Origin of the sequence: Mesorhizobium amorphae (genome assembly GCF_014843845.1) — a bacterium.
Classification (GTDB): domain Bacteria; phylum Pseudomonadota; class Alphaproteobacteria; order Rhizobiales; family Rhizobiaceae; genus Mesorhizobium; species Mesorhizobium amorphae_A.
Window position 1 is genome coordinate 37367 of the sequence record NZ_JHQS01000055.1, and the last position, 22282, is coordinate 59648.

The 22282-nt window shown below is 65.6% G+C and carries 21 protein-coding genes; 11 read left to right on the top strand and 10 right to left on the bottom strand.

Features of this window, described 5'->3' with window-relative positions; genetic code table 11:
- Nucleotides 1-6 precede the first annotated feature (6 nt).
- From pdxA to DH08_RS36960, 6 genes are all read right to left on the bottom strand, one after another.
- Nucleotides 7-1035 (bottom strand): 4-hydroxythreonine-4-phosphate dehydrogenase PdxA, encoded by a 1029-nt coding sequence (pdxA, locus tag DH08_RS22080; RefSeq protein ID WP_192181306.1) that lies wholly within the window; start codon nucleotides 1033-1035, stop codon nucleotides 7-9.
- A 71-nt stretch (nucleotides 1036-1106) separates the two neighbouring features.
- Nucleotides 1107-2039, bottom strand: a complete 933-nt coding sequence (locus tag DH08_RS22085) for a peptidylprolyl isomerase (RefSeq protein ID WP_192181307.1) — start codon at nucleotides 2037-2039, stop codon at nucleotides 1107-1109.
- 202 nt (nucleotides 2040-2241) lie between these two features.
- Nucleotides 2242-4662 (bottom strand): LPS assembly protein LptD, encoded by a 2421-nt coding sequence (locus DH08_RS22090; protein WP_192181308.1) that lies wholly within the window; start codon nucleotides 4660-4662, stop codon nucleotides 2242-2244.
- Nucleotides 4662-5747 (bottom strand): LPS export ABC transporter permease LptG, encoded by a 1086-nt coding sequence (lptG, locus tag DH08_RS22095; protein ID WP_192181349.1) that lies wholly within the window; start codon nucleotides 5745-5747, stop codon nucleotides 4662-4664. The genes DH08_RS22090 and lptG overlap by 1 nt, the downstream gene beginning before the upstream one ends.
- A complete protein-coding gene (lptF, locus tag DH08_RS22100; RefSeq protein WP_192181309.1) occupies nucleotides 5744-6943 on the bottom strand; it encodes an LPS export ABC transporter permease LptF in 1200 nt (399 codons plus the stop codon). The genes lptG and lptF overlap by 4 nt, the downstream gene beginning before the upstream one ends.
- A 204-nt stretch (nucleotides 6944-7147) precedes the next feature.
- Nucleotides 7148-7270: a hypothetical protein gene (locus DH08_RS36960; RefSeq protein WP_282595054.1), complete on the bottom strand. Its 123-nt coding sequence runs from the start codon at nucleotides 7268-7270 to the stop codon at nucleotides 7148-7150.
- A 25-nt stretch (nucleotides 7271-7295) separates the two neighbouring features.
- Between DH08_RS36960 and DH08_RS22105 the strand changes: the two genes are divergently transcribed.
- Nucleotides 7296-8801 (top strand): leucyl aminopeptidase, encoded by a 1506-nt coding sequence (locus DH08_RS22105; RefSeq protein WP_192181310.1) that lies wholly within the window; start codon nucleotides 7296-7298, stop codon nucleotides 8799-8801.
- A 10-nt stretch (nucleotides 8802-8811) separates the two neighbouring features.
- The gene (locus tag DH08_RS22110; protein ID WP_192181311.1) at nucleotides 8812-9261 is read left to right on the top strand and encodes a DNA polymerase III subunit chi; all 450 of its coding nucleotides are present in this window, start codon (nucleotides 8812-8814) and stop codon (nucleotides 9259-9261) included.
- Nucleotides 9262-9305: 44 nt separating this feature from the next.
- Here DH08_RS22110 and DH08_RS22115 read toward each other — a convergent pair whose 3' ends face one another.
- Together DH08_RS22115 and DH08_RS22120 are read right to left on the bottom strand one after the other, a co-directional pair.
- Nucleotides 9306-10544, bottom strand: coding sequence for an MFS transporter (locus DH08_RS22115; RefSeq protein WP_192181312.1), 1239 nt, complete (start codon nucleotides 10542-10544; stop codon nucleotides 9306-9308).
- Nucleotides 10545-10552: 8 nt separating this feature from the next.
- The gene (locus tag DH08_RS22120; protein ID WP_192181313.1) at nucleotides 10553-11284 is read right to left on the bottom strand and encodes an MBL fold metallo-hydrolase; all 732 of its coding nucleotides are present in this window, start codon (nucleotides 11282-11284) and stop codon (nucleotides 10553-10555) included.
- A gap of 103 nt (nucleotides 11285-11387) precedes the next feature.
- On the opposite strand from DH08_RS22120, the gene DH08_RS22125 reads away from it, so the two are divergent.
- From DH08_RS22125 to DH08_RS22160, 8 genes are all read left to right on the top strand, one after another.
- Complete coding sequence (locus DH08_RS22125) at nucleotides 11388-12053, top strand: ArsR/SmtB family transcription factor (RefSeq protein WP_192181350.1); 666 nt, start codon at nucleotides 11388-11390, stop codon at nucleotides 12051-12053.
- Between the two features lie 116 nt (nucleotides 12054-12169).
- Nucleotides 12170-13159 carry a 3-oxoacyl-ACP synthase III family protein gene (locus DH08_RS22130; protein ID WP_192181314.1) on the top strand — a complete coding sequence of 330 codons (990 nt, stop codon included), beginning with the start codon at nucleotides 12170-12172 and terminating at the stop codon, nucleotides 13157-13159.
- 2 nt (nucleotides 13160-13161) lie between these two features.
- Complete coding sequence (locus tag DH08_RS22135) at nucleotides 13162-14148, top strand: NAD-dependent epimerase/dehydratase family protein (protein ID WP_192181315.1); 987 nt, start codon at nucleotides 13162-13164, stop codon at nucleotides 14146-14148.
- Nucleotides 14145-14969 carry an MBL fold metallo-hydrolase gene (locus DH08_RS22140; RefSeq protein ID WP_192181316.1) on the top strand — a complete coding sequence of 275 codons (825 nt, stop codon included), beginning with the start codon at nucleotides 14145-14147 and terminating at the stop codon, nucleotides 14967-14969. The genes DH08_RS22135 and DH08_RS22140 overlap by 4 nt, the downstream gene beginning before the upstream one ends.
- Nucleotides 14966-16216 (top strand): F390 synthetase-related protein, encoded by a 1251-nt coding sequence (locus DH08_RS22145; RefSeq protein ID WP_192181317.1) that lies wholly within the window; start codon nucleotides 14966-14968, stop codon nucleotides 16214-16216. The genes DH08_RS22140 and DH08_RS22145 overlap by 4 nt, the downstream gene beginning before the upstream one ends.
- 20 nt (nucleotides 16217-16236) lie before the next feature.
- Nucleotides 16237-17364 carry a GNAT family N-acetyltransferase gene (locus tag DH08_RS22150; RefSeq protein WP_246800957.1) on the top strand — a complete coding sequence of 376 codons (1128 nt, stop codon included), beginning with the start codon at nucleotides 16237-16239 and terminating at the stop codon, nucleotides 17362-17364.
- Complete coding sequence (locus DH08_RS22155) at nucleotides 17361-18359, top strand: Rieske 2Fe-2S domain-containing protein (protein ID WP_192181319.1); 999 nt, start codon at nucleotides 17361-17363, stop codon at nucleotides 18357-18359. The genes DH08_RS22150 and DH08_RS22155 overlap by 4 nt, the downstream gene beginning before the upstream one ends.
- 92 nt (nucleotides 18360-18451) lie before the next feature.
- The gene (locus tag DH08_RS22160; protein ID WP_192181320.1) at nucleotides 18452-18835 is read left to right on the top strand and encodes a VOC family protein; all 384 of its coding nucleotides are present in this window, start codon (nucleotides 18452-18454) and stop codon (nucleotides 18833-18835) included.
- Nucleotides 18836-18922: 87 nt separating this feature from the next.
- On the opposite strand, the gene DH08_RS22165 is transcribed toward DH08_RS22160, so the two are convergent.
- Together DH08_RS22165 and DH08_RS22170 are read right to left on the bottom strand one after the other, a co-directional pair.
- The gene (locus DH08_RS22165) at nucleotides 18923-20086 is read right to left on the bottom strand and encodes an ATP-grasp domain-containing protein (protein ID WP_192181321.1); all 1164 of its coding nucleotides are present in this window, start codon (nucleotides 20084-20086) and stop codon (nucleotides 18923-18925) included.
- Nucleotides 20087-20161: 75 nt separating this feature from the next.
- Entirely contained in the window at nucleotides 20162-21337 is a 1176-nt protein-coding gene (locus DH08_RS22170) for an amidohydrolase (protein WP_192181322.1), read from the bottom strand.
- Nucleotides 21338-21440: 103 nt separating this feature from the next.
- Here DH08_RS22170 and DH08_RS22175 point away from each other — a divergent pair, with 103 nt between their 5' ends.
- Entirely contained in the window at nucleotides 21441-22271 is an 831-nt protein-coding gene (locus tag DH08_RS22175; RefSeq protein WP_192181323.1) for a helix-turn-helix transcriptional regulator, read from the top strand.
- The last annotated feature ends 11 nt before the right edge of the window (nucleotides 22272-22282 follow it).

Here is a 22282-nt window from a genome sequence, read left to right on the forward strand (position 1 = left end):
ATGCGCTCATGCGGCAGCTGCTTCCGTCCCGCTGTCGGCAAGCCGGCGGGCGAGCCGCAGCGCCGCGATCAGGCTGTCGGCGCGCGCAATGCCCTGGCCGGCGATGTCGAAGGCGGTGCCGTGGTCGGGCGAGGTGCGGATGAAGGGCAGGCCGAGCGTGACGTTGACCGCCTCGTCGAAGGCCAGCGCCTTGGCCGGGATCAGCGCCTGGTCATGATACATGCACAGCGCCACGTCATAGCTGGCGCGCGCGTGGGCATGGAACAGCGTATCGGCCGGCAGCGGCCCGAAGGCGTCGATGCCTTCCGCTCTCAGCTGCTCGACCGCCGGGCGGATGATGCGCTGGTCCTCCAGGCCCATCGAGCCGCCTTCGCCGGCATGCGGGTTGAGGCCGGCTATCGCCAGCCTCGGCCTGGCGATGCCGAAGCGGCTCTCGAGGTCGGCGGCGGTGATGCGGGCCGTGGTGACGATCAGCTCCGTCGTCAGCGCCTTCGGCACTTCCGAGAGCGGGATATGGATGGTGACCGGAACGGTGCGCAATTCCGGACCGGCAAGCAGCATCACCGGCGTCACCTCGGCGCCGGTATGGAGTGATGCCAGATGCGCCAGATATTCGGTGTGGCCGGGAAAGCGGAAGCCCGCGTCGTAGAGCGGCTTCTTGGCGATCGGACAGGTGACGACCGCCGCAGCGCGGCCGCCGAGGCAGTCGGCCACGGCGCGGTCGATGGCCTCGATGGTGCCGGCGGCGTTGGCCTTGTCGGGCCTGCCGGGCCTGTCGACCTGGGTGGCGTCGAGCGGCACGACCGGCAGGACGCGGTGAAAGATCCGCGCTGCCTGCTCTGGCATGGTTTCCGCGATCGCCACGTTGGCGCCGATCTGGCGCGCCCGCGCCACAATCAGCGCCGGGTCGGCAAGCAGATAAAAGGGCGGCACGCCGGCGCTGTCGCCGGCCTGCCATGCGGCGATGGCGATCTCCGGGCCGACACCGGATGGATCGCCGACGCTCAAGGCCAGCGGGGCATCTGTCCGGCGCATGTCTATGCCGCTTTGCCGGCGGACCCGTCCGGACCGAGAGAGGGCAGGGCTCCGTCTTGTCCGACCACGGCCTAGCGCTCGACGATGCGGGCTTTCTTCCGCAGCTCCTCGACGTACTTCTTGCTGAGATCGTCGGCGTTCTTGTCGTTGTTGCCTTCGCTCTGGAACACCATCTGCGCGGCCTTGTCGTCGGAGACCTCGCGCGACGAGCAGATGCCGATGAACTCGACGCCACGCTCCGTCTCGCGCGTGGCGGTGGCGCCGCCGACCTTGGTGGCCTTGATCTGGTCGGCCCATTCCGCCGGCAATTGCGGCGCCAGTACCCGGCCAAGATCGCGAACGGTGACGTCGATCAGGCCCTTGGCGAATTCGCGCGTGGTGTTGCAGCCGTTGAAGCGGGCGCGCATGGCATCGGCCTCGCGCTTGCGCTTGCCAAGGGTTGCGCTGCGTTCCGACGCCGGCACCACGAAGATGACCTGCTGCAGCATGTATTCCATGGCGGTCGGCTTGGAGCCGCCCTTGTCGAGCATGCGCCTGACCGCGTCCTGTTCGGTCACGGAGCCGCCGTCACCCGAACGATAACGGGCCGAAAGCGCCTGGTTCCAGGCCATCTGGGCCCGGATGAACTCCTTGAAATGCTCCTTGCCGACACCCGACTGCGCCATGACGCCGTCCAGCTGCTTGAGCTGCATCTTGTTGTTCGTGGCGAAGCGCTGGTAGGCGGCGTCGACCTGCTCATCGGTGACCTTGATGCCGAGGCGCTTAACCTCGGCCATGCGCAGCGTCTGGTCGATCATTTCCTGGGCGGCATCGCCCTTCTTGCGCTGCAGTTTTAGAAAAGCGGCCCGATGCGCGATGTCGCCGGTGGTGATCGGCACGTTGTTGACGACATACTTGATCTCGCTGGCGAAAGCCGGCGGCGTCATGACCGTAATCGAGACCGAGGCTGCCGCGATCAGCAGCGCGAATCCTGCCGAAAACAGATATTTCCTCATCGAGAGCATCCCAAATATTCCATCCCGCTCCTACAGCGCCGCGCGTTCCTCGGACGCGCAAAGGATGCTGTAGCATCTTAACTTTGCGCATGATCCTTTCCGAAAATCGAGATCGATTTTCGGAGTCATGCGCTGTGATCGAAACCCGTGCCCGCTCTATACGGCGAAACGATGTCACCAGCGCATGGCCCAGTCTGCTACTGGCCCGTCTCTACTGGATCGTGTCGATCGAGCTCTGTGACGTGCCGAAATCGCCGAGCGTGCGGAACGACAGGTTGAAGCCGACATTCTGCGACACTTCCTTGGTGATCGTGTCGCGCGATTCGGAGAACGTCATCAAATAGGTGAAGCAGGAATCATTATAGGCAAAACCGACGCCGTCCTTGACCAGCACGCTTTGCTTCAGGTCGTAGGTGCCGGTGCCGAAGACGCGCCAGTTCTCGGCAAGATGCGTCGAGGCGCCGAGCGTGACCTCGTGGCGATCGGTGGTGAAGCCGTAGAGCGGCTGCGCCTGGATGAAGGCATATTTGGCGCTGAGCGAAACCGGCAGGCCGGAATAGGCGGCTTTCACCTCGGCGCGCCGGACGTCAAAACTCTGTTCGTCGAAACGGCCGCTGACCGAGCCGGAGAAGCCGCTCGCACTGCTGAAGCCGATCAGGCCGACATAGTCGGAGGTCGGCTTGTCCAGTCCGGAATAGGCGCCGACATTGACCAGGTCGGGCGCGGTGAACGAATTCTGGCCTGCCAGTTGGTAGGATTGGCCGAAGATCGCGTTGGTGCTCCAGCCATTGTCGTAGGCGCCGGAATAGCGGAAACCGACATTGGCACGGGTGCCGCCTTCCATGCGGTCATAGCCGGAGAACTTGTCGCGCTCGAACAGCGTCGTGGCGTCGAAGACGAAACTCTGCGCGTCCTCGTTGGGTACGGCGAGTCCGCCGACATACTGCTCGTTCGGGCGCACGAACACCTGCGCCATCGGTTCGACGATATGGCTGGAGCTCGGCATCGAGAACAGCACCGGCCAGCGCATTTCGAGCCCCGCGGTCGCCATGTAGCGCGCCAGCGAGGTGCGCATATTGTCGTCGACGCCGAGATTCGTCGCCATCTCGTTGATGGCGGCGAGCGAGTTAGAGGTCGCGTTGACATAGCCGGCGTCACCGCGCAGCGCCAGCAGCGGCGTCAGCTGCAGGCCGCCATCGGTGGTGAAGGTGCGCTTCCATTCGGCTTCGGCGGTGAGGCGGCTCGACTGGCCTTCGATGCCGCGCACCCGCTCGACGGGCGTGCTGTCGTCATAGGGAGTTTCGAAGGCCTGATCCAGCCGGTCGCGGCTGATGACCCGCGCATTGACGTTGAACGACAATTGTCCGCCGGCCACCGACATGTCGGGGATATAGGCGTAGTCGAGCGACGGCAGCACCCATGGCTGTTGGGCGGCACGGGCGGACGGATCGCTGGACAGCGTGTTCTCCTGGACCTCGAAGCGCATGGCGCGCACATCGAAGTAATTGCGGCCGTCGAGGCCGGTCAGGTAGATCGTCGACTGATGCGTGACGTCGCTGAAGCCGTCGATGGAGTAGGTGCGCGAAAAATTCTTGTCGCTCTGCAGCAGCACGTCCCAGCCGAAATTCCAGCGCGGATTGATGGCGAACTGGCCCTTGGTGCCCATCATGCCGCGGAACTTGTTCGGATCGCTGGCGGGGCCGGAATCGACATTGACGCCGCTGCTGTTGATGAACTCTTCCGGGCTCTCCTGCCGGATGCCGGCCATCTTCAGCGTGTACTCGCCATTGTTGAAGCGCTGGCGCCACTCGGCCTCGCCGAGGAAGCCCTGCTTGGTGTAGCCGGTGCCGGTGACGGTGAGGTCGTAAGTCGGCGACAGTGCGAAATAATAGGGGACTTTGACGCCGAAGCCGAGGTCGGTCTTGTAGTTGATGCCGGGGATCAGGAAGCCGCTCTTGCGCTTGACCGTCGGGTCGGCGATCTCGAACGCCGGCAGATAGGCAAGCGGAAAGCCGAAGAACTCGAAATTCGCGTTCTCGAAGCGAACCGTCTTCTTCTCGCCGTTCCAGATGATCTTGCGCGCCTTGACGCGCCAGGTCGGCGCCTTGTCCGGCTTGTCCTCGCAGGGTTCGCAAGCCGTGTAGACGCCATTGTGGAAGGTCGTCAGCACGCCGCCCATGCGTTCGGCGCTTTCGGCGGCGAAATAGGCCTTTTCCGGGGTTTCGACACGCAGCGCGTTGACGAAGCCGTCGGCGAAATCGTCGGTGATGTCGAGATGCTCGGAATTGATCTTGGTGCCGTCGCTGTTGATGATCTCGACGGCGCCGCTGGCGACCATGCGCTTGGTGTTGCGGTTGTACACGACGCGCTGGGCGACGAGCTTGTTGCCGCCATAGTCGATCTGCACGGCACCGACGGCGGTCACGGTCTGATCGTCGTTGTTGTAGACAAGCGTATCGGCGGCAAGCAGCATCTGCGAGCCGGAAGGAACGTTCGTCGCCATGTCGGTGACGTCCTGCGCCAGCGCAGGGGCCAGCGGGACCGCGCAGGCGAACAGGCATGCCAAGGCGCTCGCCCCATAAAGGCGCGCCAAACCGGCCTGCCTATGGCTGCGCAAAACCGCCTCCCTCACTAGCCGTCTTCCTTGTAAAGCAGGAACGTCACCCCGAAGAACATAGCCACGACAACCGGAACCCATGCAGCCACGGCTGTGGGCACGAATCCCGCCACGCCGAATGCCTTGACCAATACCGAAACGACATAAAGCAGAAAGCCGGCGAGGACGCCACCCAGAATCATCGTCGCCGACTGCCCCATCCTTGCAAATCGCATTGATACTGTTGCCGCAATCAGCGTCATGGCGACGAGAAGGAACGGCAACGCCACCAGCGAATCAAACTGCATGGCGAAGGCATTTGCCTTGAGGCCGAAGGAACGGGCAACCTCGATCTTGCCCGGCAGGTCGTAGAAGGGAATCGTTTCCGGCCGGGCAAGCCGCTCCTGCACGAATTCCGGCTTGAGATTGGTGTCCACGCGGTCGGTCGCTTCGGAGCGGATGGTGCCGTTCTTGAAGACCTTGACGTCCTGCAATTCCCAATAGCCGTCGCGCAGGAAGGCACGCGCCGCGTCCTTGCGCTCGACGATGTTGCCTTGCTGATCGAGCACGAAGAAGACGGTATCCGCCATCTCCAGTCCCTGGTTGAGGATGGCGCGGGCACCGATGATGGTGTCGCCGGAGGCGGTCTTCTGCCGGATCCAAGGTGTCGAGTCGGCCGAAACGGTGTTGGATTTGCCGGCGCGCAGCTGGTTTTCCATCCGCTCGGACCAGGAGAAGGCATGCGCCGCCACCGGGTTGAGCACGCCGACCGACAGCATGCCGACCATCAGCGCTCCGATGCAGCACGGCAACAGGAATTGCCAGGCCGAGACGCCGGCCGAGCGGGCAATGACCAGCTCGTATTTGCGGTTGAGCGACACCAGCGTCGCCATCGCCGAGAACAGGCCGACGAACGGCACCGTCTGCAGCATGATCATCGGCATCCTGAGCGCCGAAATCGCGAAAGCCGTGCCATAGGTAAAGCCCGGCAGGCCGGTGGTGCGGCCGGACAGCTCGGTGAAGTCGATCAGGAACACCAGCGCCAAAAGGCCGAGGAAGAACCACACCGTGATCGACACGTAGCGGAAGAAGAAATAGCGGCCCAGAGTCCAGCCCATCAGCCGGCTCCCTGGCCGGTAGCCCGGCGCGAGAAGCGCAGCTTGAGGGCTGTCCAGGTTTCGCCGGCGCGGCTGGCGAGGTTGGTCATCCAGTCCGCCCAAGCGACCGGCAGTTCCATGGTTCTCGAAGAGAGGATGAACCAGCCGGCGATCGCCGAGGCCACGATCGGCACGCCGAAGACCATATAGGCGTATTGCGGAACCTTGTCCGCCTTGCCGGCGGCGAAGAAACCAAGCCAGCGCACGAACAGCGCAATGACGATTGCGGTGATCAGCGGGTGGATGCGCGCCTCGCGATGCGAACGCGCGTCGCCTGCCACCGCCAGCGCGATCAGCGCGAACACCAGCGAGTAGGACCATTCGGAAAAACGCTGCTCGAGTTCGGCCGAGTACTCGCCCGGGTTGCGCTGGAACATCTTGTCGTTGGGGCTCGGGTTGAGCAGGTACTGGGTCGTGCGGTCCTTCGGCAGGAGCGTGATTTCGTTGGCGGCCGACATGAAGGCCGAGAGGTCGAAGGCGTAGGAGGTGAAGCGGATGACCGAGAGGTCGCCGGTCAGCGTCTTGCGATGGATGACGCCGTCATTCATCATCAGCACCTTCTCGTCGCCCTTTTCGACGATGCTGCCGCTCTTGGCGTAATAGATCAGGTTGGCGCCTTCCTCGCGCGAATCGGCGACGAAGATGCCGCCCAGCTTGTTGTCGGGCAGCCGTTCGCCGACCTGCAGGAACAGGCCGTCGTCGATCTTGCGGAACGTGCCCTCCTGGATGATCAGCGACACCAGGTCGGCGCGCGAAGCCGCCACCAGCTGCCGGTTCTTCTGCCTGGCATAGGGGTCGACGCCATTGTCGACGACGAAGGAAAACACGCTTGCCGCCAGCGCCAGGAGCAGGATCGGCCGCGCGATGGTCCAGCGCGAGGCGCCGGCGGCATTGATCACGGCCAGTTCCGAATCCGTGTTCATGACGCTGAGCGTCTGGGCGACCGCCACCACCAGCGCGAACGGCACGACGATCGGGATGATCGTCGGGATGATCAGCGCCGCGACCTCGAAGAAGGTCAGCGCCGACTGGCCGCTGTCGGTGACGAGGTCGATCTTGGCCAGCACCTGCGTCGTCCACACGATCGCCAGCGTCCAGGTCAGCGCAGCCAGGAAGACCGCCGATGTCCGACGCATGATGTAGCGTTCAACGACCTTCATGAAGGCTTTTCTCGATTTTGCCGAACGGCATCATGCCCGCGGACAAAGTAGTCATCCGGCGACGCCTGCACAACTGGCTCCATCGGCGGCTCGATCCGGTTTCTCTTCCCACATCACTCGCCCCGGCGGGCGGAGTGTCGGCTCCAATGGATAAGAAATGCAAAACATTGATGGTTAACAATAAGTTGCGACAACAGGGTGGTGTCATGCCGCAGCGAATCCGATAGTGATCGAGGCGCGCATATAGGCTGCGATTTCGGCCAAAGTCTTGCCAAATGCCGTAAAACGACCAAATGTCGCGCACTCTTGAAAGCCGTTGTCCGGCACCCAGCACCCCTGAAAGCAGCACCTGATGAATTCGACACCTACGATCGCCTTCGCCAAATTCGCCGCACCCCAGACCGCAACGTCGAGGAAGGGCAGCGTCTTCGTGCTGGCGGCGGACGATGGCGGCGTCAGCGATGCCGCCAAGGCCTGCGATCCGGCCGGCACGCTTGCGCGGGCGTTTCCGGCGGCGGATTTCTCCGGCAAGTTCGGCAGCGTCGTCGAGGTGTTCGCGCCGCAAGGAACAGCACTCGACCGTCTCGTGGCGGTCGGCGCCGGCAAGGCTTCCAGCCTCGACGATCATGCATGGCTGAAACTCGGCGGCAGCATCGCCGCATCGCTGCGCAAGGCAGCCGAGGTCGCCGTCGTGCTCGACGTTGCGGGCGCCCAGGCCGGCGGCAGGCAAGCGGCGAACGTCGCGGCTGGCATCCTTTTGCGCAGCTATGCCTTCGACAAGTACAAGACGAAGAAGGACAAGGACAACGGACAGCCGAAGAAGCCGGCAAAGGTGACCATCCATTGCGCCGATCCTTCCGCGGCGAAAAAGGCCTTCGCCGACGAGGTGGCGGTGATCGACGGCGTGCTTCTGGCGCGCGACCTGGTCAACGAGCCGGCCAATGCGCTGGGCCCGGTGGAATTCGCCGCCCGCGCCAAGGAGTTGGAGGCGCTCGGCGTCACCGTTGAGATCCTGACCGAGAAGGAAATGAAGAAACTCGGCATGGGCTCGCTGCTCGGCGTCGCTCAAGGGTCGCCGCGCGGCGCCCGCATGGCCGTCCTGCAGTGGAACGGCGGCAAAGCCAAGGCGAGCCCCGTCGCCTTTGTCGGCAAGGGCGTCACCTTCGACACCGGCGGCAATTCGATGAAGCCGGCTTCCGGCATGGAGGACATGAAGGGTGACATGGGCGGTGCCGCCGCCGTCACCGGGCTGATGCATGCGCTGGCCGCGCGCAAGGCCAAGGCCAACGTTATTGGTGTCATCGGCCTTGTTGAGAACGCGGTCGACGGCCACGCCCAGCGCCCTGGCGACATCGTCACCTCGATGTCGGGCCAGACCATCGAGGTGCTGAACACCGACGCCGAAGGCCGCCTCGTGCTGGCGGATGCGCTCTGGTACTGCAACGACCGCTTCAAGCCGGCGTTCATGGTCAATCTGGCGACGCTGACCGGCGCCATCATGGTGGCGCTCGGCCAGCACTACGCCGGCCTCTTCTCCAACAATGACGAACTGGCAGAGAGGCTGGCCAATGCCGGGCAGGCGACGCAGGAGCGGCTGTGGCGCATGCCGCTGGGCGCTGAATACGACAAGCTGATCGATTCCAAGAACGCCGACATGAAGAACATCGGCGGCCGCTATGGCGGCGCCATCATCGCCGCGCAGTTCTTGCAGCGCTTCGTCAAGGAAACCCCCTGGGCGCATCTCGACATCGCCGGCACCGCGATGGGCTCGCCGCCGAGCGAGATCAACCAGTCCTGGGGCTCGGGCTTCGGCGTCCGGCTGCTCGACCGGCTGGTGCGCGACCACTACGAGGGATGAGGCCAACGCCATGGCCGAAGTCCTGTTCTATCACCTGACCGAATCGACGCTGGAAGATGCGTTGCCGGGGCTGCTCGAGCGCAGTGTCGACCGCGGCTGGCGCGCCGTGGTGCAGACCGGCACCGAGGAGCGGCGCGACGCGCTCGACCAGCACCTGTGGACGTTCCGCGACGATTCCTTCCTGGCGCATACGACCGACCGCGAGGCCTATCCGGCCGAGCAGCCGATTCTTTTGACCACGGGGCAGGAGAATCCGAACCAGGCTCAGATCCGCTTCCTCGTCGATGGCGCGGCACCTGCGGATCTCGGCGGCTACGAGCGCGCCGTCTTCCTGTTCGACGGCCACGACACGGCCCAGCTCGAAGGCGCGCGTAGCCACTGGAAGACGATGAAGGATGCCGGCCATACGGTGACCTACTGGCAGCAGACGTCCGACCGGCGCTGGGAGCGCAAGGCTTAGAGGCGGACGCGGAAGGCTGCGAACCGGCCATGTCGGACCACACTCTAGCTGTTTGGCCCTCTGTCCGGTGCGCGCATCATGAGGGCAACGACAGCGCCTGAGACAAATGTCAGCGCCGCGACCGATCCGATCGCCCAGGCGAAGCCGAAGAAGTCGGCGACAAGACCTGCCGAGAGCGCGCCGATCGCGTAGCCGAGGTCGCGCCAGAAGCGATAGACGCTGAGCGAGCGCGCCCGCCACGACGGGTGGGATGCATCGGACACGGCAGCGATCAGGCTCGGATAGACCATCGCCGTGCCGAGCCCAAGCAGCAGGCTTGCCGCCAGCCACCAGCGGAAGTCGCGGGTGAGGGCGGTCAGCAGCAAGGCTGCCGCCTGAACCCACATGCCCGCCACGATCAGGCCCTTGCGGCCCCATTTGTCGCTGAGCGGTCCGGTGGCGACCTGAAGCACCCCCCAGGCGACCGGATAGACGGCTTTCAGAATTCCAATCCGCTCCACGCCGAGGCCGTTCGCGGCGAAGAACAGCGGGAAGATGCCCCAGCTCATGCCGTCGTTGAGGTTGTTGACCAGCCCCGCTTGCGAGGCCGCGAACAGGTTCGGGTCGCGGAACGAGGTCAAGGCGAAGATTTCGCGAAAGGTGAGGGGAGAGGCCGCCTTCGCAACGTTTGCCGCCTCCAGTTGGACATGCCCGCGCGTGTCCCGCACCAGCAGGACCGACAGCGCGGTTCCGACGATCGCGTAGCCGATCCCGAGATAGATGGGGACCGGGCGAAGGCCGTATTGCCCGGCCAGATAGCCGGTCAGGAAAGCGGTGATGCCGACGGCGAAATAGCCGGCGAACTCATTCAGGCCGACCGCCAGTCCGCGCCCCTTCGGCCCGACGAGGTCGACCTTCATCAGCACCGTCATCGACCAGGCCAGCCCCTGGCTGACGCCGAGCAGGGCGTTGGCTGCGATGATCCAGCTCCAACTAGGGGCCCACAGGATCATGAACGGCACGGGAAGGCCGAACATCCAGCCGAGCACCAGCACGCGCTTGCGGCCCCAGCTGTCGGCAAGCTGGCCGGAGACGAGGTTGGCGAAGGCCTTCACCACGCCGAAGCTGACGATGAAGGAAACGACCAGCGTCGTCGAGGTGATGCCGAACTCCTTGGAGCCGATCAGCGGCACCACGGTTCTCTCAATGCCGACCATGCCGCCGACGAAGGCGTTGATAAGGACCAGCAGGGCGAATTGCCGCCAGTTTGCCTTGAGACCGAGTGCGATGGAGGATTCGGCCACCGCCGCCGTCACTGCGCAGCGCCAGCGTTCGAGGCGCGGTTATGGGCTGCATCGGGCGGCGGTGGTGGAATATCGGCGGTCATCGCCTGGACGAACGCGGCCTCGTCGTCGATGCGGAAGGCCTTGTTGAAGCGCTTCTCGAAGCCGATCGTCGACGTCGGCTTGCCGCTCAGAAACCGTCCGCAGACCGAGCCCGAAAAGGCCCCGGGCAGCACCTCGATATGATCGGGCAGTTGTTTCAGCCGCCCGACGCTCGCAAACAGCGCCCTGGCGCCGTCCTCAGCGTTGGAGGCGAGTTCGGTGCGGCCGACGTCGCCTACCATCAGCGTGTGGCCGGTCAGCGCGAACCACGGTTCCGGCGCGCGGGTGCGGTCGGTCACCAGCAGCGTTATGTGCTCCGGCGTATGGCCGGGCGTGTGCATGACCGTCGCGGTCACGTTGCCGAGTTCGAGGACATCGCCATCCTTGACCGCCCGGAACGGGAAGGCGGCTTGCGCGCCCTCGAACAGCACGTAGTCGGCACCGGCGGCCGCGGCGAGCGCGCGGCCCGCCGAAATATGATCGGCGTGGATGTGGGTGTCGATGACGTAGAGGATGCGCATGCCGGTCGTTTGCGCTACCTCGAGATAGGGCGCGATGTCGCCGATCGGATCGACGACGGCTGCGGCCGCCTTGCCGCCGCAACCGAACAGATAGGACGCGCCGACCGGCTGCGAATGAAGGAATTGTCTCAGGATCATCGCCACGCTCCGGCGCGCCCGCGAACGGGCGAAAGCTTGACAGCTCGGCTGGGGGCTGTCATTCAATGATTTTATTGAATGATGTATCGTGACCTGGAAGTCGATGTCAATCCGCAATCCGAAACAGAAGCTGTACGAGCAGTTCGCGATCGTCGCCAAGGCGCTCGGCCATCCGCAGCGGCTGGAACTGATCGAGCACCTGGCGCAGGGTCCGCGCAGCGTCGAGGCGCTGGCAATGAAGCTCGGCCTGCCGATCGCCAACGTTTCCCAGCATCTGCAGACACTTCGCCGCGCCGGGCTGTTGTCGGCCGAGCGCAACGGCAAGTTCGTCAACTACCGTCTCGTGGACGACAGCGGGCTGGCGGCCTTTGCCTCAGTGCGCACCGTCGCCGAGCGCCATCTGGCGGAAGTCGACCGCATCGTGCGCGGCTATTTCGAAGCCCGCGACGACATGGAGCCGGTCACGCGCCAGGAACTGGCCACGCGCATGCGCGATGGGCTGGTGACCGTGATCGATGTCCGCCCGCCGGACGAGTTTGCGCTCGGCCACGTACCAGGCGCGATCAACGTACCGCTTGGCGATCTTCCGGCCCGGCTTGCCGAGCTCGGCAAGGACAAGGAAGTCGTCGCCTACTGCCGCGGTCCATGGTGTGTGATGTCCTTCGAGGCGGTGGCGGCACTTCGCAGCCACGGTTATGCCGCGCGCCGGCTCGCGGATGGCATGCCCGAGTGGAGGGCCGCCGGAATGGCCGTCGAGGTGGCGGCCTGATCCGGCACCTCGGTCGACGGAGCACTACTCGCCGGAGCCAGCCGGCATTTCGAGACACATCATTACCATCACACGCAATCCGGGTTATAGACGCGAACTCATTCGGCGGGTTGAGAATGCGGGTCAGGATCATCGGAACCGGCAGGGCGGTGCCGGCTTCATGCGTGACGTCGCGCGCGCTGGAGCAAAAGCTCGGCCTCGCCGAGGGCAAACTCGAAGCCGCCACGGGCGTTGTCGAGCGCTATGTCTGCGAGGCTGAATCGCAGATTGACCTCGCTTGCGCGGCGGCGCGTCTGGCGCTCGCCGATGCCGGGATCGAGGTCGGCGCCGTCGATCTCATCATCGGCGGCTGCGGCGTGCCTTACCAGCCGCTGCCGTCGACGGCGCCTTTGGTCATGCAGCGCCTCGGCCTGGCGGACGGTTCGGCCGCCGCCTTCGACGTCAACAGCACCTGCCTCGGATTTCTCACCGCATTCGAGACCGCCGCCCGCCTGATCGGGGCCGGGCAATGCGAAACGGCGCTGGTGTTTTCTTCCGAGGTCGCCTCGCGGGCTCTGCCGTGGGAGGAGCAGCCGGAGGTCGCGGCACTGTTCGGCGATGGCGCGGCGGCGGCCATCTTGCAGAGGGGCGAGCCCGGCGAGGGCAGGATGGCGGCAAACCTGATGCGCACTTACCCTTCGGCCTGGGAGGCCTGCGGCATCGGCTCCGGCGGCACGCGTTTCGATTTCCATCGCCAGCCGGAAGAGTTTGCCCGTCACAGCCTGTTCCACATGGACGGCAAGGAATTGTTCCGAGTCACCTCGCGCCATTTCAATGGCTTCGTCGCCGAATTGCTCGAGCGCGCCGGCTGGCGGCATGAGGATGTCGACCTCGTCGTGCCGCATCAGGCAAGCCCGTTCGCGCTCGCCCACATGGCGCGCCAGACCGGCTTTGCGCCGGAAAAGATCGTCGACATCTCGGCGCGCTACGGCAACCAGATCGCCGCCTCCATTCCCTTCGCGCTCGATGTCGCGCGACGGCAGGGCCGCGTCGAAGCAGGCGCGAAGCTGCTGTTCCTGGGAACCTCCGCCGGCGTGTCCTTCGGCGGCATGGCGCTGGAAGCATGAGCATGGGACATGTGCTCGTCACCGGCGCCAGCGGCTTCCTCGGCGCACACGTCATGGCGCGGCTGGCGGCCTCCGGTACCCCGGTGTTTGGCTTTGGTCGTGACGCGGCGCGCTGTGCCATGCTGGAAGCAGAGGGCCATCAACTCATCCGTCATGATCTGTCGGCGCCTTTGGACACGAAACTCGATCAACGGCTCGGCAAGGTCGACCGGATCGTTCATTGCGCCGCACTGTCGGCGCCGTTCGGCCGGCTCGCGGATTTCGAGGCGGCCAATGTGACGGCAACCCGCAACCTCCTCGATTTCGCGACGCGGCAAGGCATCGGCCGCTTCGTCCACATCTCCAGCCCCTCGGTGTGCTTCGCCTATCGCGACCAGCTCGATCTCGCCGAAGACGCGGCCTTGCCTGACCCGGTCAACCACTATGCCCGCACCAAGCGTGAGGCCGAGAGGCTCGTGCTGGCCGCGCCTGTCAGCCACCCGGTGGTGCTCAGGCCACGCGGCATCTACGGTGCCGGCGATCGTGCACTGCTGCCGCGCCTGCTCAAGGCCGCAAAAAGCCGTCCGCTGCCGCTGTTTCGCGACGGCCGGGCGCGCATCGATCTCACTTATGTCGGCGATGTCGTCGACGCCGTGCTGGCCGCCTTGTCGGCGCCGGGCCAGGCCGAAGGCCAGATCTTCAACGTCTCCGGCGGCGAGGTGCTGCCGGTGCGCCGCATCGCCGACGCGGCCTGCGCGCGGGCCGGTTTTGCGGCGCGCTGGCGCAAGATGCCGCTGTGGCCGGCGATGCTGGCCGCAGGTGTAATGGAGGCGGTGGCGCTGCGACTGCCCGGTCGTCCCGAACCGGCGGTGACGCGCTATGGACTCGGCCTGTTCGCCTATGCCCAGAGCCTCGACCTTGCGAAGGCGAAGCGCGTGCTGGGCTGGGCGCCGAAAATCTCCTTCGAGGCAGGGCTCGACCGTACCTTCACCCGGGGAGGCCTGGCGTGAAGATCGTCTTTGCCAACAGCGCCTGGGTGAGTGCGGCCGAACGGCTCATCCTGCGCGGCGGCAGCTGGAAGAGCGTGCGGCTGCGCGTCCGCTACGGGCTGATCCTGCATCCCGTCGCCGGGCCGGTGCTTGTCGACACCGGCTACACGCCCGAAGCGGTCACCGGGCCGGGACGCGGCACGATGCTGCGCCTTTACGGGGCGCTGCTGAAGCCCGAGCTCAATGCGGCCGGGCAGATGCTGCCCGTGCTGGCCCGCCTTGGCCTTGCGCCCAGCGACATCAGCGCCGTCATCGTCACCCATTTCCATGCCGACCATATCTCGGGCCTGTCGCTGTTTCCCAAGGCTCGCTTCATCGCCAGCGATGCGGCCTGGGCGCGGCTGAAGGCACGGACAGCCTGGCAGAATTTGCGCCATGGCGTATTCACCGAACTGTTTCCGGCTGATTTCGAGAGCCGGCTCGACGGACTGTCGTCAAAGCAACAGATAGCACCCCACGATGGTATGCCCGGCGGGGCCGACCTGTTCGGTGACGGCAGCGTGGTGGCGGTCGACCTTCCCGGCCATGCCGACGGCCAGTTCGGCCTGCTCCTCCCCAATATGGAGCGTCCACTGCTCTACGCCGTCGATGTGCAGTGGTTGCTCGGCGCGCTGAAGGAGGAGCGGACGCCAGGTTTTCCGGCAAGCCTGCTGGCCGAGGATTTTGCCTCCATCGAGCCGACCAGCGCCATGCTGCGCCGTTTTCTCTCGGCCGGCGGCGAGGTCATGCTCTGCCATGATCCGGCGCCGACGCAATATGACCTGGGCGGCGCGAGCGGATGAACGGGCTCGCCGAAGCGCTCCGGTCGTTTGCCGTCACTCGATGGGTGTCGCGCAAGAGCCGTCCCGCCTTCGAGCGCTGGCAGGCGCGCACCTTGCGCCGCTGGCTCGACCGCGACCTGCCGCTGGCGCCATTCTATGGCAAGGCACCGCATCACCTCGGCGAGCTGCCGGTGACCGACAAGGCGCTGCTGATGGCGAATTTCGAGCGCTTCAACATCGGCGGTGTGTCGGCCCGCGATGCCTGGGCCGCCGCTTCCGCCGATGGCCGCCTCGGCGACCTGACGGTCGGAGCAAGCACCGGCACATCGGGCAATCGCGGCCTGTTCGTCATTTCCGAGGTGGAAAAATACCGCTGGCTGGGGACGATCCTGGCCAAGGCGGTGCCGGACCTGCTCTGGCACGGCATGCGCGTCGCCGTGATCCTGCCGCAGAACACCGGCCTCTACGACAGCGCGCGCAAATCCCGGCGTATCGACTTGCGCTTCTTCGACCTGACGCTCGGACCCGAACATTGGCGCGCAGCACTCGAGGATTTCGCGCCGACGGTGATCATCGCGCCGCCCAAGATGCTCCGGTACTTCGCCGCAGCCGACTTCCGGCTCTCGCCGCATCGCGTCTTTTCGGCGGCTGAGACGCTCGATCCGGTCGATCGTACTGTTATCGAGGCCTTCTTCCGGCTGCCGCTCGACCAGATCTACATGGCGACCGAAGGGCTGTTCGCGGTGACCTGCCGGCAGGGCGGGCTGCATCTTGCGGAAGACTCGGTCTTCTTCGAATTCGAGCCGGCCGGCGACGGGTTGGTCACGCCTTTGGTCACCGCCTTCCGCCGCCAGACACAGATCATGGCGCGATACAGGATGAACGACCTGTTACGGCTGTCGGATGCTCCATGCCGTTGCGGCTCGCCGCTGCGCACCGTGGACGAGATCGTCGGCCGCATGGACGATGTCTTCCGGCTTGCCTCGGCGGATGGGCCGATCCTGCTGACACCCGACATCCTGCGCAACGCCGTGCTCAAGGCCGACCGCCGCATCGACGATTTCCGCCTGATCCAGACCGCGCCCGATGCGATCGAGCTCAGGCTCGCGCCTGATCTCGATGACGAAGCCGCAGCCGCCGCGCATCAGGCGGTGTTGGCGCTGTTGGCGGTGCGAAAGTCTGCCGCGACGGTCGCTCTTATCCGCGTGCCGCTGCCGCTGGAGACCGTCGGCAAGCTGCGCCGTGTCGAATGTCGGGTGGCGCGGTGAGCCGGCCGGATGCTGCCACGTTGGAAATCCCGCTTCAGCAGGCGGACCGGGTCGAGAACAGCCCCGCCAAGGTCCGGGCATTCGTCGAGCTTTTCAACGACATCCCGGTGCATGATCTCGTTGCCAATCTGACGGTCTCGGTCGAGACCTTGGAGATCGCCGGCCGCGCCTTCCCGCTGACGCTGAACGACGCCAGCGAGGCGCCGAATTGTTACATCTGCTGCCCGTCCAGCGCCTATATCGACTATGCCGTCGACGAGACACGCAATTTCGTCGCGCACCCCTTGCTGCGGCGGGCGCTTCGGGCATTGATCGGCGCTTGCGCGCCGCTGGTCAGGGCGAGCGGTCTCGACCATCAGGTGCAGGTCAACAACTGGCTCTATTCGACCAATCCGGTGCCTCTGCTCGACCGCGCCGCGGTCATCGCACTGCGCGCCAACCTTGCCGCGCGGTTCCTCGACCGCGCCATCGTCATCCGTTCGCTGAACGAGATCGCCGATCCCGCGACCATCGCGGCGTTGAAGGCCGAAGGCTTTCGCATGCTGGCGGCGCGCCAGATCTACATCTTTGCCGACCGCAGCGCCGCGCCGGCCATGACCAACGACATGAAGCGCGACCGCAAGCGGCTGCGCATGACCGGCTTCGAGAGGGTCAGCAATGCCGATTTCGGCGAGGCCGACTATGCGCGCTCAGAAGAACTCTACCGCATGCTCTATCTCGACAAATACACGCCGCTCAATCCGCATTACACCGCCCGCTACATTGCGGAGATGCACCGCCGCGGCATAATCAGCCTGGCAGGCCTGCGCCGGCCGGGTGGTGAGCTTGTCGCCGTGACCGCCCTGTTCGAGAACGGCCGCACGCTGACCCAGCCGATCGTCGGCTACGACACCGGCCTGCCGATCGAGGAAGGCCTCTACCGCATGGTGATGGCGATGGCGCAGGACCATGCCACGGCGCGCGGCCTGTTCTTCAACATGAGCGCCGGTGCCGCCGACTTCAAACGCCGGCGCGGCGCCGTACCGGCGATCGAGTACAACGCCGTCTATGCCGGCCATCTGCCGCGCCGCCGCCGCGTGGCGATCCGCATCATGGAAACCGTGCTGGCGCGGATCGGCATCCCGCTGCTCAGGAGGTTCGAACTATGAGCGAGCGCCAAAAAAGCAAGAATCATTGGCAGGCGGTGGCGCTGTCGACCGACATCAGGGACAAGCCGAAGCGCATCCTGTTCGACGGCGCGCCGCTGGTGCTGTTCCGCTCGGAGCAAGGCATTGCAGCGCTTTTCGACCGCTGCCCGCACCGGCTGGTCGAACTGTCGACCGGCAAGGTGGTCGGCGGCGAGATCGAATGCCCCTATCACGGCTGGCGCTACAATGGCGACGGACGCTGCACCGCCATTCCCGGCCATGTCGGCGAGATGCCGCACTACCGGGTGCGCAGCTTTAGCGCCATCGAACGCGACGGCGTCGTCTTCGTGTCGTCGGGCGCGCCTGAGAGCGAACCCTATCTCCACTGCATGCAGGGCAAGGACATCGTCGTGCGGCGGGTGCGCTCCTCGACCCAATCGACGGTCGTCGACGCGGCCGAGAACATCCTCGATGCCACCCACACCCACTTCACCCACAAGGGCCTGCTGCGCGGCCTGAGTTCGAAGCGCCATCTCGTGCGCGTCGAAGTGACCGGCGGGGAGGGCTGGGTCGAGGCCTGCTACACCGGCGAGGAGCGCCAGCAAGGACTGATCAGTCGGCTGCTGGAGGGCGAGCGGGCGAAAACCATCGGCCGCTTCCGCCACCCCGGCATCGCCGAGCTGGAATATTGGGGCAAGGGCGGGCTGGCGCTGGCCACGACCTTCCATTTGCGCCAGGCCGACGAGCGCACCGTCGAGGGTGTCGGCTGGCTGATCGGCCCGCGCCAGGGATGGCTCGGCGAGATCAAGGCGCTCGCCTTCAAGCCGCTGTTCAACATCGCCCTCGAGCAGGATCGCCGCGTGCTGAAATCGGCGAGCGACAACGCCCGCTTCGAGCCGCCGGCGCGCCCGGCGATCGGTCCGCTCGATTTCCTGCGCCGCGACATCGCCGCCATCATGGACGGCGAGATGCCGGCATCCGCGGCCAGGCCGCGCGTCCACCAGATCGAGCTTTAGCGAAAGCCGGTTTTCGGAATGATGCCTGTTTTCGACCCTCCGATAAGTGCTAGCTTCCCTGGCAAAGTCCGCCTTCCTGGAGCGCCCAAGACGTGATCGATCACATAACCATCGCGGTCAGCGACCTGCAGACGAGCAAGCTCTTCTACGAGAGAGCGCTTGAGCCTTTGGGATATCGCCTCTCGTTCGGCAAGGAGGGCGTGTTCTGGGCCTTTGATGTTGGCGACGGCGCCCTGTTCGAGATCCAGACATCGGACAGCAAACCACCCCTGACGCATTTGCACGTCGCTTTCCGGGTCAACAGCAAGGCAGAGGTCGAGGCGTTTTATCGGGCTGCTCTCGACGCGGGTGCCACCGACAATGGCGCGCCCGGCCCGCGTCCGGACTATGCCGTGAACTACTATGCCTGCTTTGTTCTTGATCCCGATGGCTACAACATCGAGGCCATGGTCAATGAGCCTGTGACGCCAGCGTAACAGAAACGCTGGCGCCGGCTGAGGGCGCAGCCTGCGGAAAAGCCAAGCCTTGGCAACAGGATAGCCAGGTTTCCTGAATCGGATGATTCAACTCTGCAGCGGGCCGTTCCATTCCATATCGCGGGTCGAGGCTGCCTGCAGGCTGATGCGCTCGCGCCATGCCGTGCCTGCGATCTCCGCCAGCGCCCGCCACTGCGCTTTCTTCGGTGCGGGGTCATCGGGCCAGTCGAGCAAGTCGTCGGCCTCGCGCATCGCCTGACGGAAATCACGAAGCCCACCGGAACGCAGCGCCGCCGGCAGCCCGTACATCCGCATGGCGAGCCGCACCGTCTGCGGAGCGACAACATCGGGCTTCACCTCCGCGCCGTCCCCCAGCATAGCGTCGGCGAAGCGCGACGGATCGCGAAAGAAATGCAGGCCGCTGACGGCGCGCGGATTGCACTCCAGCGGCAGCACGCGGCCGTCCGCCTCGCGCATCAGGTCGAGGGAGATCTGCCCGTTCCAGCCCGTTGCCGCGACGATGAGTTCGACCAGATGCCGCGCGGCCGCATCCTCGACCCGCTCGAAGTAGATGCCGGCACCCCTGCCGGCGCGATAGAGCGAACGGTAGAGCGAGAACGCCTTGAGGGCGCCGTCGCGCGCCACCGCATAGGCGCTGATCTCGTCGCCGGGCACGAAACGCTGCGCCACCCAGGGTGCGGCGGGCGACGGACGGATGGCGTCGAGCGCGCCGGGCGAGGGGCGGAGCAGCACCTGGCTGGCGAAGCGCGACCAGACCGGCTTGAAGACCAGCTCGCGCGAGCGGCAGCGCACCGCCTCCAGATCGGCGGTCGATTGCAGCAGCGTCGTCTCCGGCACGGCCAGGCCAAAACTCTTGGCCAGGCGGATGAAGGCGTATTTGTTGTGGACCTGGGCAAGTAGCTCGATACCCGGCGCGAACAGGCGGGCAGGGATGGCACGCTCGCGCCAGGCAAGGGCGAGGTAAAACACCTCCTCGCAGGTCGGGATGACCAACTTGACGCCTTCGGCCCGCACCAGCACCTCGACCGCTTCGGCGTAGGCCGCCGGCGCAAAGCGCGGCGGCGGCAGGCGGTGATAGCGCGCGCAGGCGCTGCTGGCGGCGGCGATCGGGTGGGCCGGGCTGTCGGCCAGGATCACCCTGCGTCCTGCGCCATGCAGCAGCCGCGCCAGATGCAGCGCCACCGGCGCGCGAGCCCCGGTGACGAGTATGGTGTTATCGGGCCCCGGCATCGGCAGGCTGTTCGCAATGGTTAAGGTCGCGGCGAGCGTTGCGCGAAATCCGAGCGCTTGGCAACGGCGCGAGCGCTACCGCCCGCGGGGCAGCGCGCGCTCGACGACGTTGAGGAAGAAGCGGATGCCGATCGGGATGACGGCGTCGTTGAAGACGAAGCGGTCGCCATGCAGTCCTTCGCCCGCGCCGACATCGCCGGCGCCGATCCAGGCATAGGCGCCGTCGCCGACGGCTTGCAGCAAATAGGCAAAATCCTCGCAGCCCATGCTCGGCTGGAACTCGGTAAGGACACGATCCGCGCCGATCGTCTCAGCGGCGGCCGCTGCCGCGAGCGCCGCGCCATCAGGCGGATTCACCACCGGCGGATAGCCACGCTTGTAGGTGAGCGCGGCGCTCGCCCCGTGCATTGCCGCGCAGGCCTGCGCCACGCGCTCGATCTCGGCAGCGCAATGATCCGACAGCGCCCAGTCGTAGAAGCGGCAGGTGCCCTCGACCTTCACCTCGCCTGGCACGAAATTGTTGAAGCGGCCGCCATGGATTTGCGTCACCGACAGCACAATGGGCGACAGCGGATCGACGCTGCGGCTGACCAGGCGCTGGATGGCGGTGACGAAGCTTGCTGCCGCCAGCAGCGGATCGTCGCCCAGATGCGGCATCGCCGCGTGGCAGCCGTTGCCGCAAAAGGCGATCTCGAAATCGTCGACCGCCGCCATTTGCGGCCCGGACCGCACGCCGACATGGCCTTCCGGAAAGCCCGGCCAGTTGTGGACCGCAAACACCTGCTCGACCGGAAAACGGTCAAGCAGCCCGTCCTCGATCATCGTCTTGCCACCGCCCAGCACCTCCTCGGCCGGCTGGAACACGAACACCACCGTGCCGTCAAAATTACCGCTCTCGGCAAGCAGCTTTGCGGCGCCGAGCAGCATCGCCATATGGCCGTCATGGCCGCAGGCATGCATGACGCCGTCCTTGCGCGAGGCATAGTCGACACCGGCGGCTTCCGTGATCGGCAAGGCGTCGAGCTCGGCGCGCAGCGCGATCGACCGGCGGCTTGTGCCCTTGGTCAGCGTGGCCACCACTGCGGTTGCGCTGACGTCGGTATGAACGGAAAGGCCGAATTCTCTAAGCTTTCCCGCGACGAAGGCCGCCGTCTCGTGTTCGGCAAAGCCCAGCTCCGGATTGGCATGGATGTGCCGCCGCCAGCCGATCGCCTCCGGCACGATCGCCGTCACCCTGTCGTTCTCCTGCATGATCAAATCTCCGCGTCCTGTGTCGCTTGGGATACCCGGTTGCCTGGCTTTCGGTCTTGAACGGGATTGACGGGCCGCGTGCTTTCGAGAAGGCTGGGGCACCATGAGCGACGCCAGCGAACAGAGAGAACGCCAAGCAGCGCGGCTGACGCGGCATGCCGGCCTTGGCGGTCTCGAAATGCTCGCCGCCCGCTACCGCGACCATGCCTACGCGCTGCACACACACCCGACCTATGTCTTCGGTGTCGTCGTCGGCGGCGTCGAAAAGCTGAGGATCGGCCGCCGCAATCATCTGGCGCCGGCGGGCTCGATCATCGCCGTCAATCCGGAAGAACCGCATGACGGCGAGAAGGGCTGCGCCTCCGGCTGGGCCTACCGCACCTGCTATCCCGATGTGGCCTTGATGGGCGAGATCGCCGAGGATCTGGAATTGCCGGGCTTGCCGATGTTCGCCGAGGGAATTTTGCAGGCGCCCGACCTGGCGCGGGCCTTCGTGCACGCGCACCGTCTGGCGGGGCAGGCGCTTGAGCAGGAAGCAGCGATGCTACTGGTGCTGCGCGAGCTGGTCAGCCGCTTCGGCGACGGCAAAGGCAACATTCATGCATCGGACGGCGGCGAGGCGGTCAGGCGTTTCCGCCTCTATGGCGAATTGATCGAGGCCGATCTCGCCGCCGGCTTCGATCTCGCGCGCCTGGCCAGCGCAGCCGGCGTCAGCCGCTTCCAGGTCATTCGCGACTTCCATCGCGCAGCTTGCATGACGCCGGGACAATATCTGCGCGACCGCCGCATCCGCGCCGCGTCAGCACTGATGCGAACCGACATGCCGCTTGCCGAAATCGCCGTCGCGACCGGCTTTGCCGACCAGAGCCATCTGACAAGAGTGTTCAAGACCATCAAGGGCCTGTCGCCGGGCGCCTGGCGCGCTGCCGCGTAAGGCAACCACAA

Coding starts and splice junctions, on each gene's coding strand:
- DH08_RS22170 (WP_192181322.1), bottom strand. CDS start 21,337: ATGCAGGAGAACGACAGGGTGACGGCGATCGTGCCGGAGGCGATCGGC.
- DH08_RS22085 (WP_192181307.1), bottom strand. CDS start 2,039: ATGCTCTCGATGAGGAAATATCTGTTTTCGGCAGGATTCGCGCTGCTG.
- lptF (WP_192181309.1), bottom strand. CDS start 6,943: ATGAAGGTCGTTGAACGCTACATCATGCGTCGGACATCGGCGGTCTTC.
- DH08_RS22125 (WP_192181350.1), top strand. CDS start 11,388: ATGTCAATCCGCAATCCGAAACAGAAGCTGTACGAGCAGTTCGCGATC.
- DH08_RS22165 (WP_192181321.1), bottom strand. CDS start 20,086: ATGCCGGGGCCCGATAACACCATACTCGTCACCGGGGCTCGCGCGCCG.
- DH08_RS22155 (WP_192181319.1), top strand. CDS start 17,361: ATGAGCGAGCGCCAAAAAAGCAAGAATCATTGGCAGGCGGTGGCGCTG.
- DH08_RS22145 (WP_192181317.1), top strand. CDS start 14,966: ATGAACGGGCTCGCCGAAGCGCTCCGGTCGTTTGCCGTCACTCGATGG.
- pdxA (WP_192181306.1), bottom strand. CDS start 1,035: ATGCGCCGGACAGATGCCCCGCTGGCCTTGAGCGTCGGCGATCCATCC.
- DH08_RS22120 (WP_192181313.1), bottom strand. CDS start 11,284: ATGATCCTGAGACAATTCCTTCATTCGCAGCCGGTCGGCGCGTCCTAT.
- DH08_RS22110 (WP_192181311.1), top strand. CDS start 8,812: ATGGCCGAAGTCCTGTTCTATCACCTGACCGAATCGACGCTGGAAGAT.
- DH08_RS22105 (WP_192181310.1), top strand. CDS start 7,296: ATGAATTCGACACCTACGATCGCCTTCGCCAAATTCGCCGCACCCCAG.
- DH08_RS22130 (WP_192181314.1), top strand. CDS start 12,170: ATGCGGGTCAGGATCATCGGAACCGGCAGGGCGGTGCCGGCTTCATGC.
- DH08_RS22135 (WP_192181315.1), top strand. CDS start 13,162: ATGGGACATGTGCTCGTCACCGGCGCCAGCGGCTTCCTCGGCGCACAC.
- DH08_RS22175 (WP_192181323.1), top strand. CDS start 21,441: ATGAGCGACGCCAGCGAACAGAGAGAACGCCAAGCAGCGCGGCTGACG.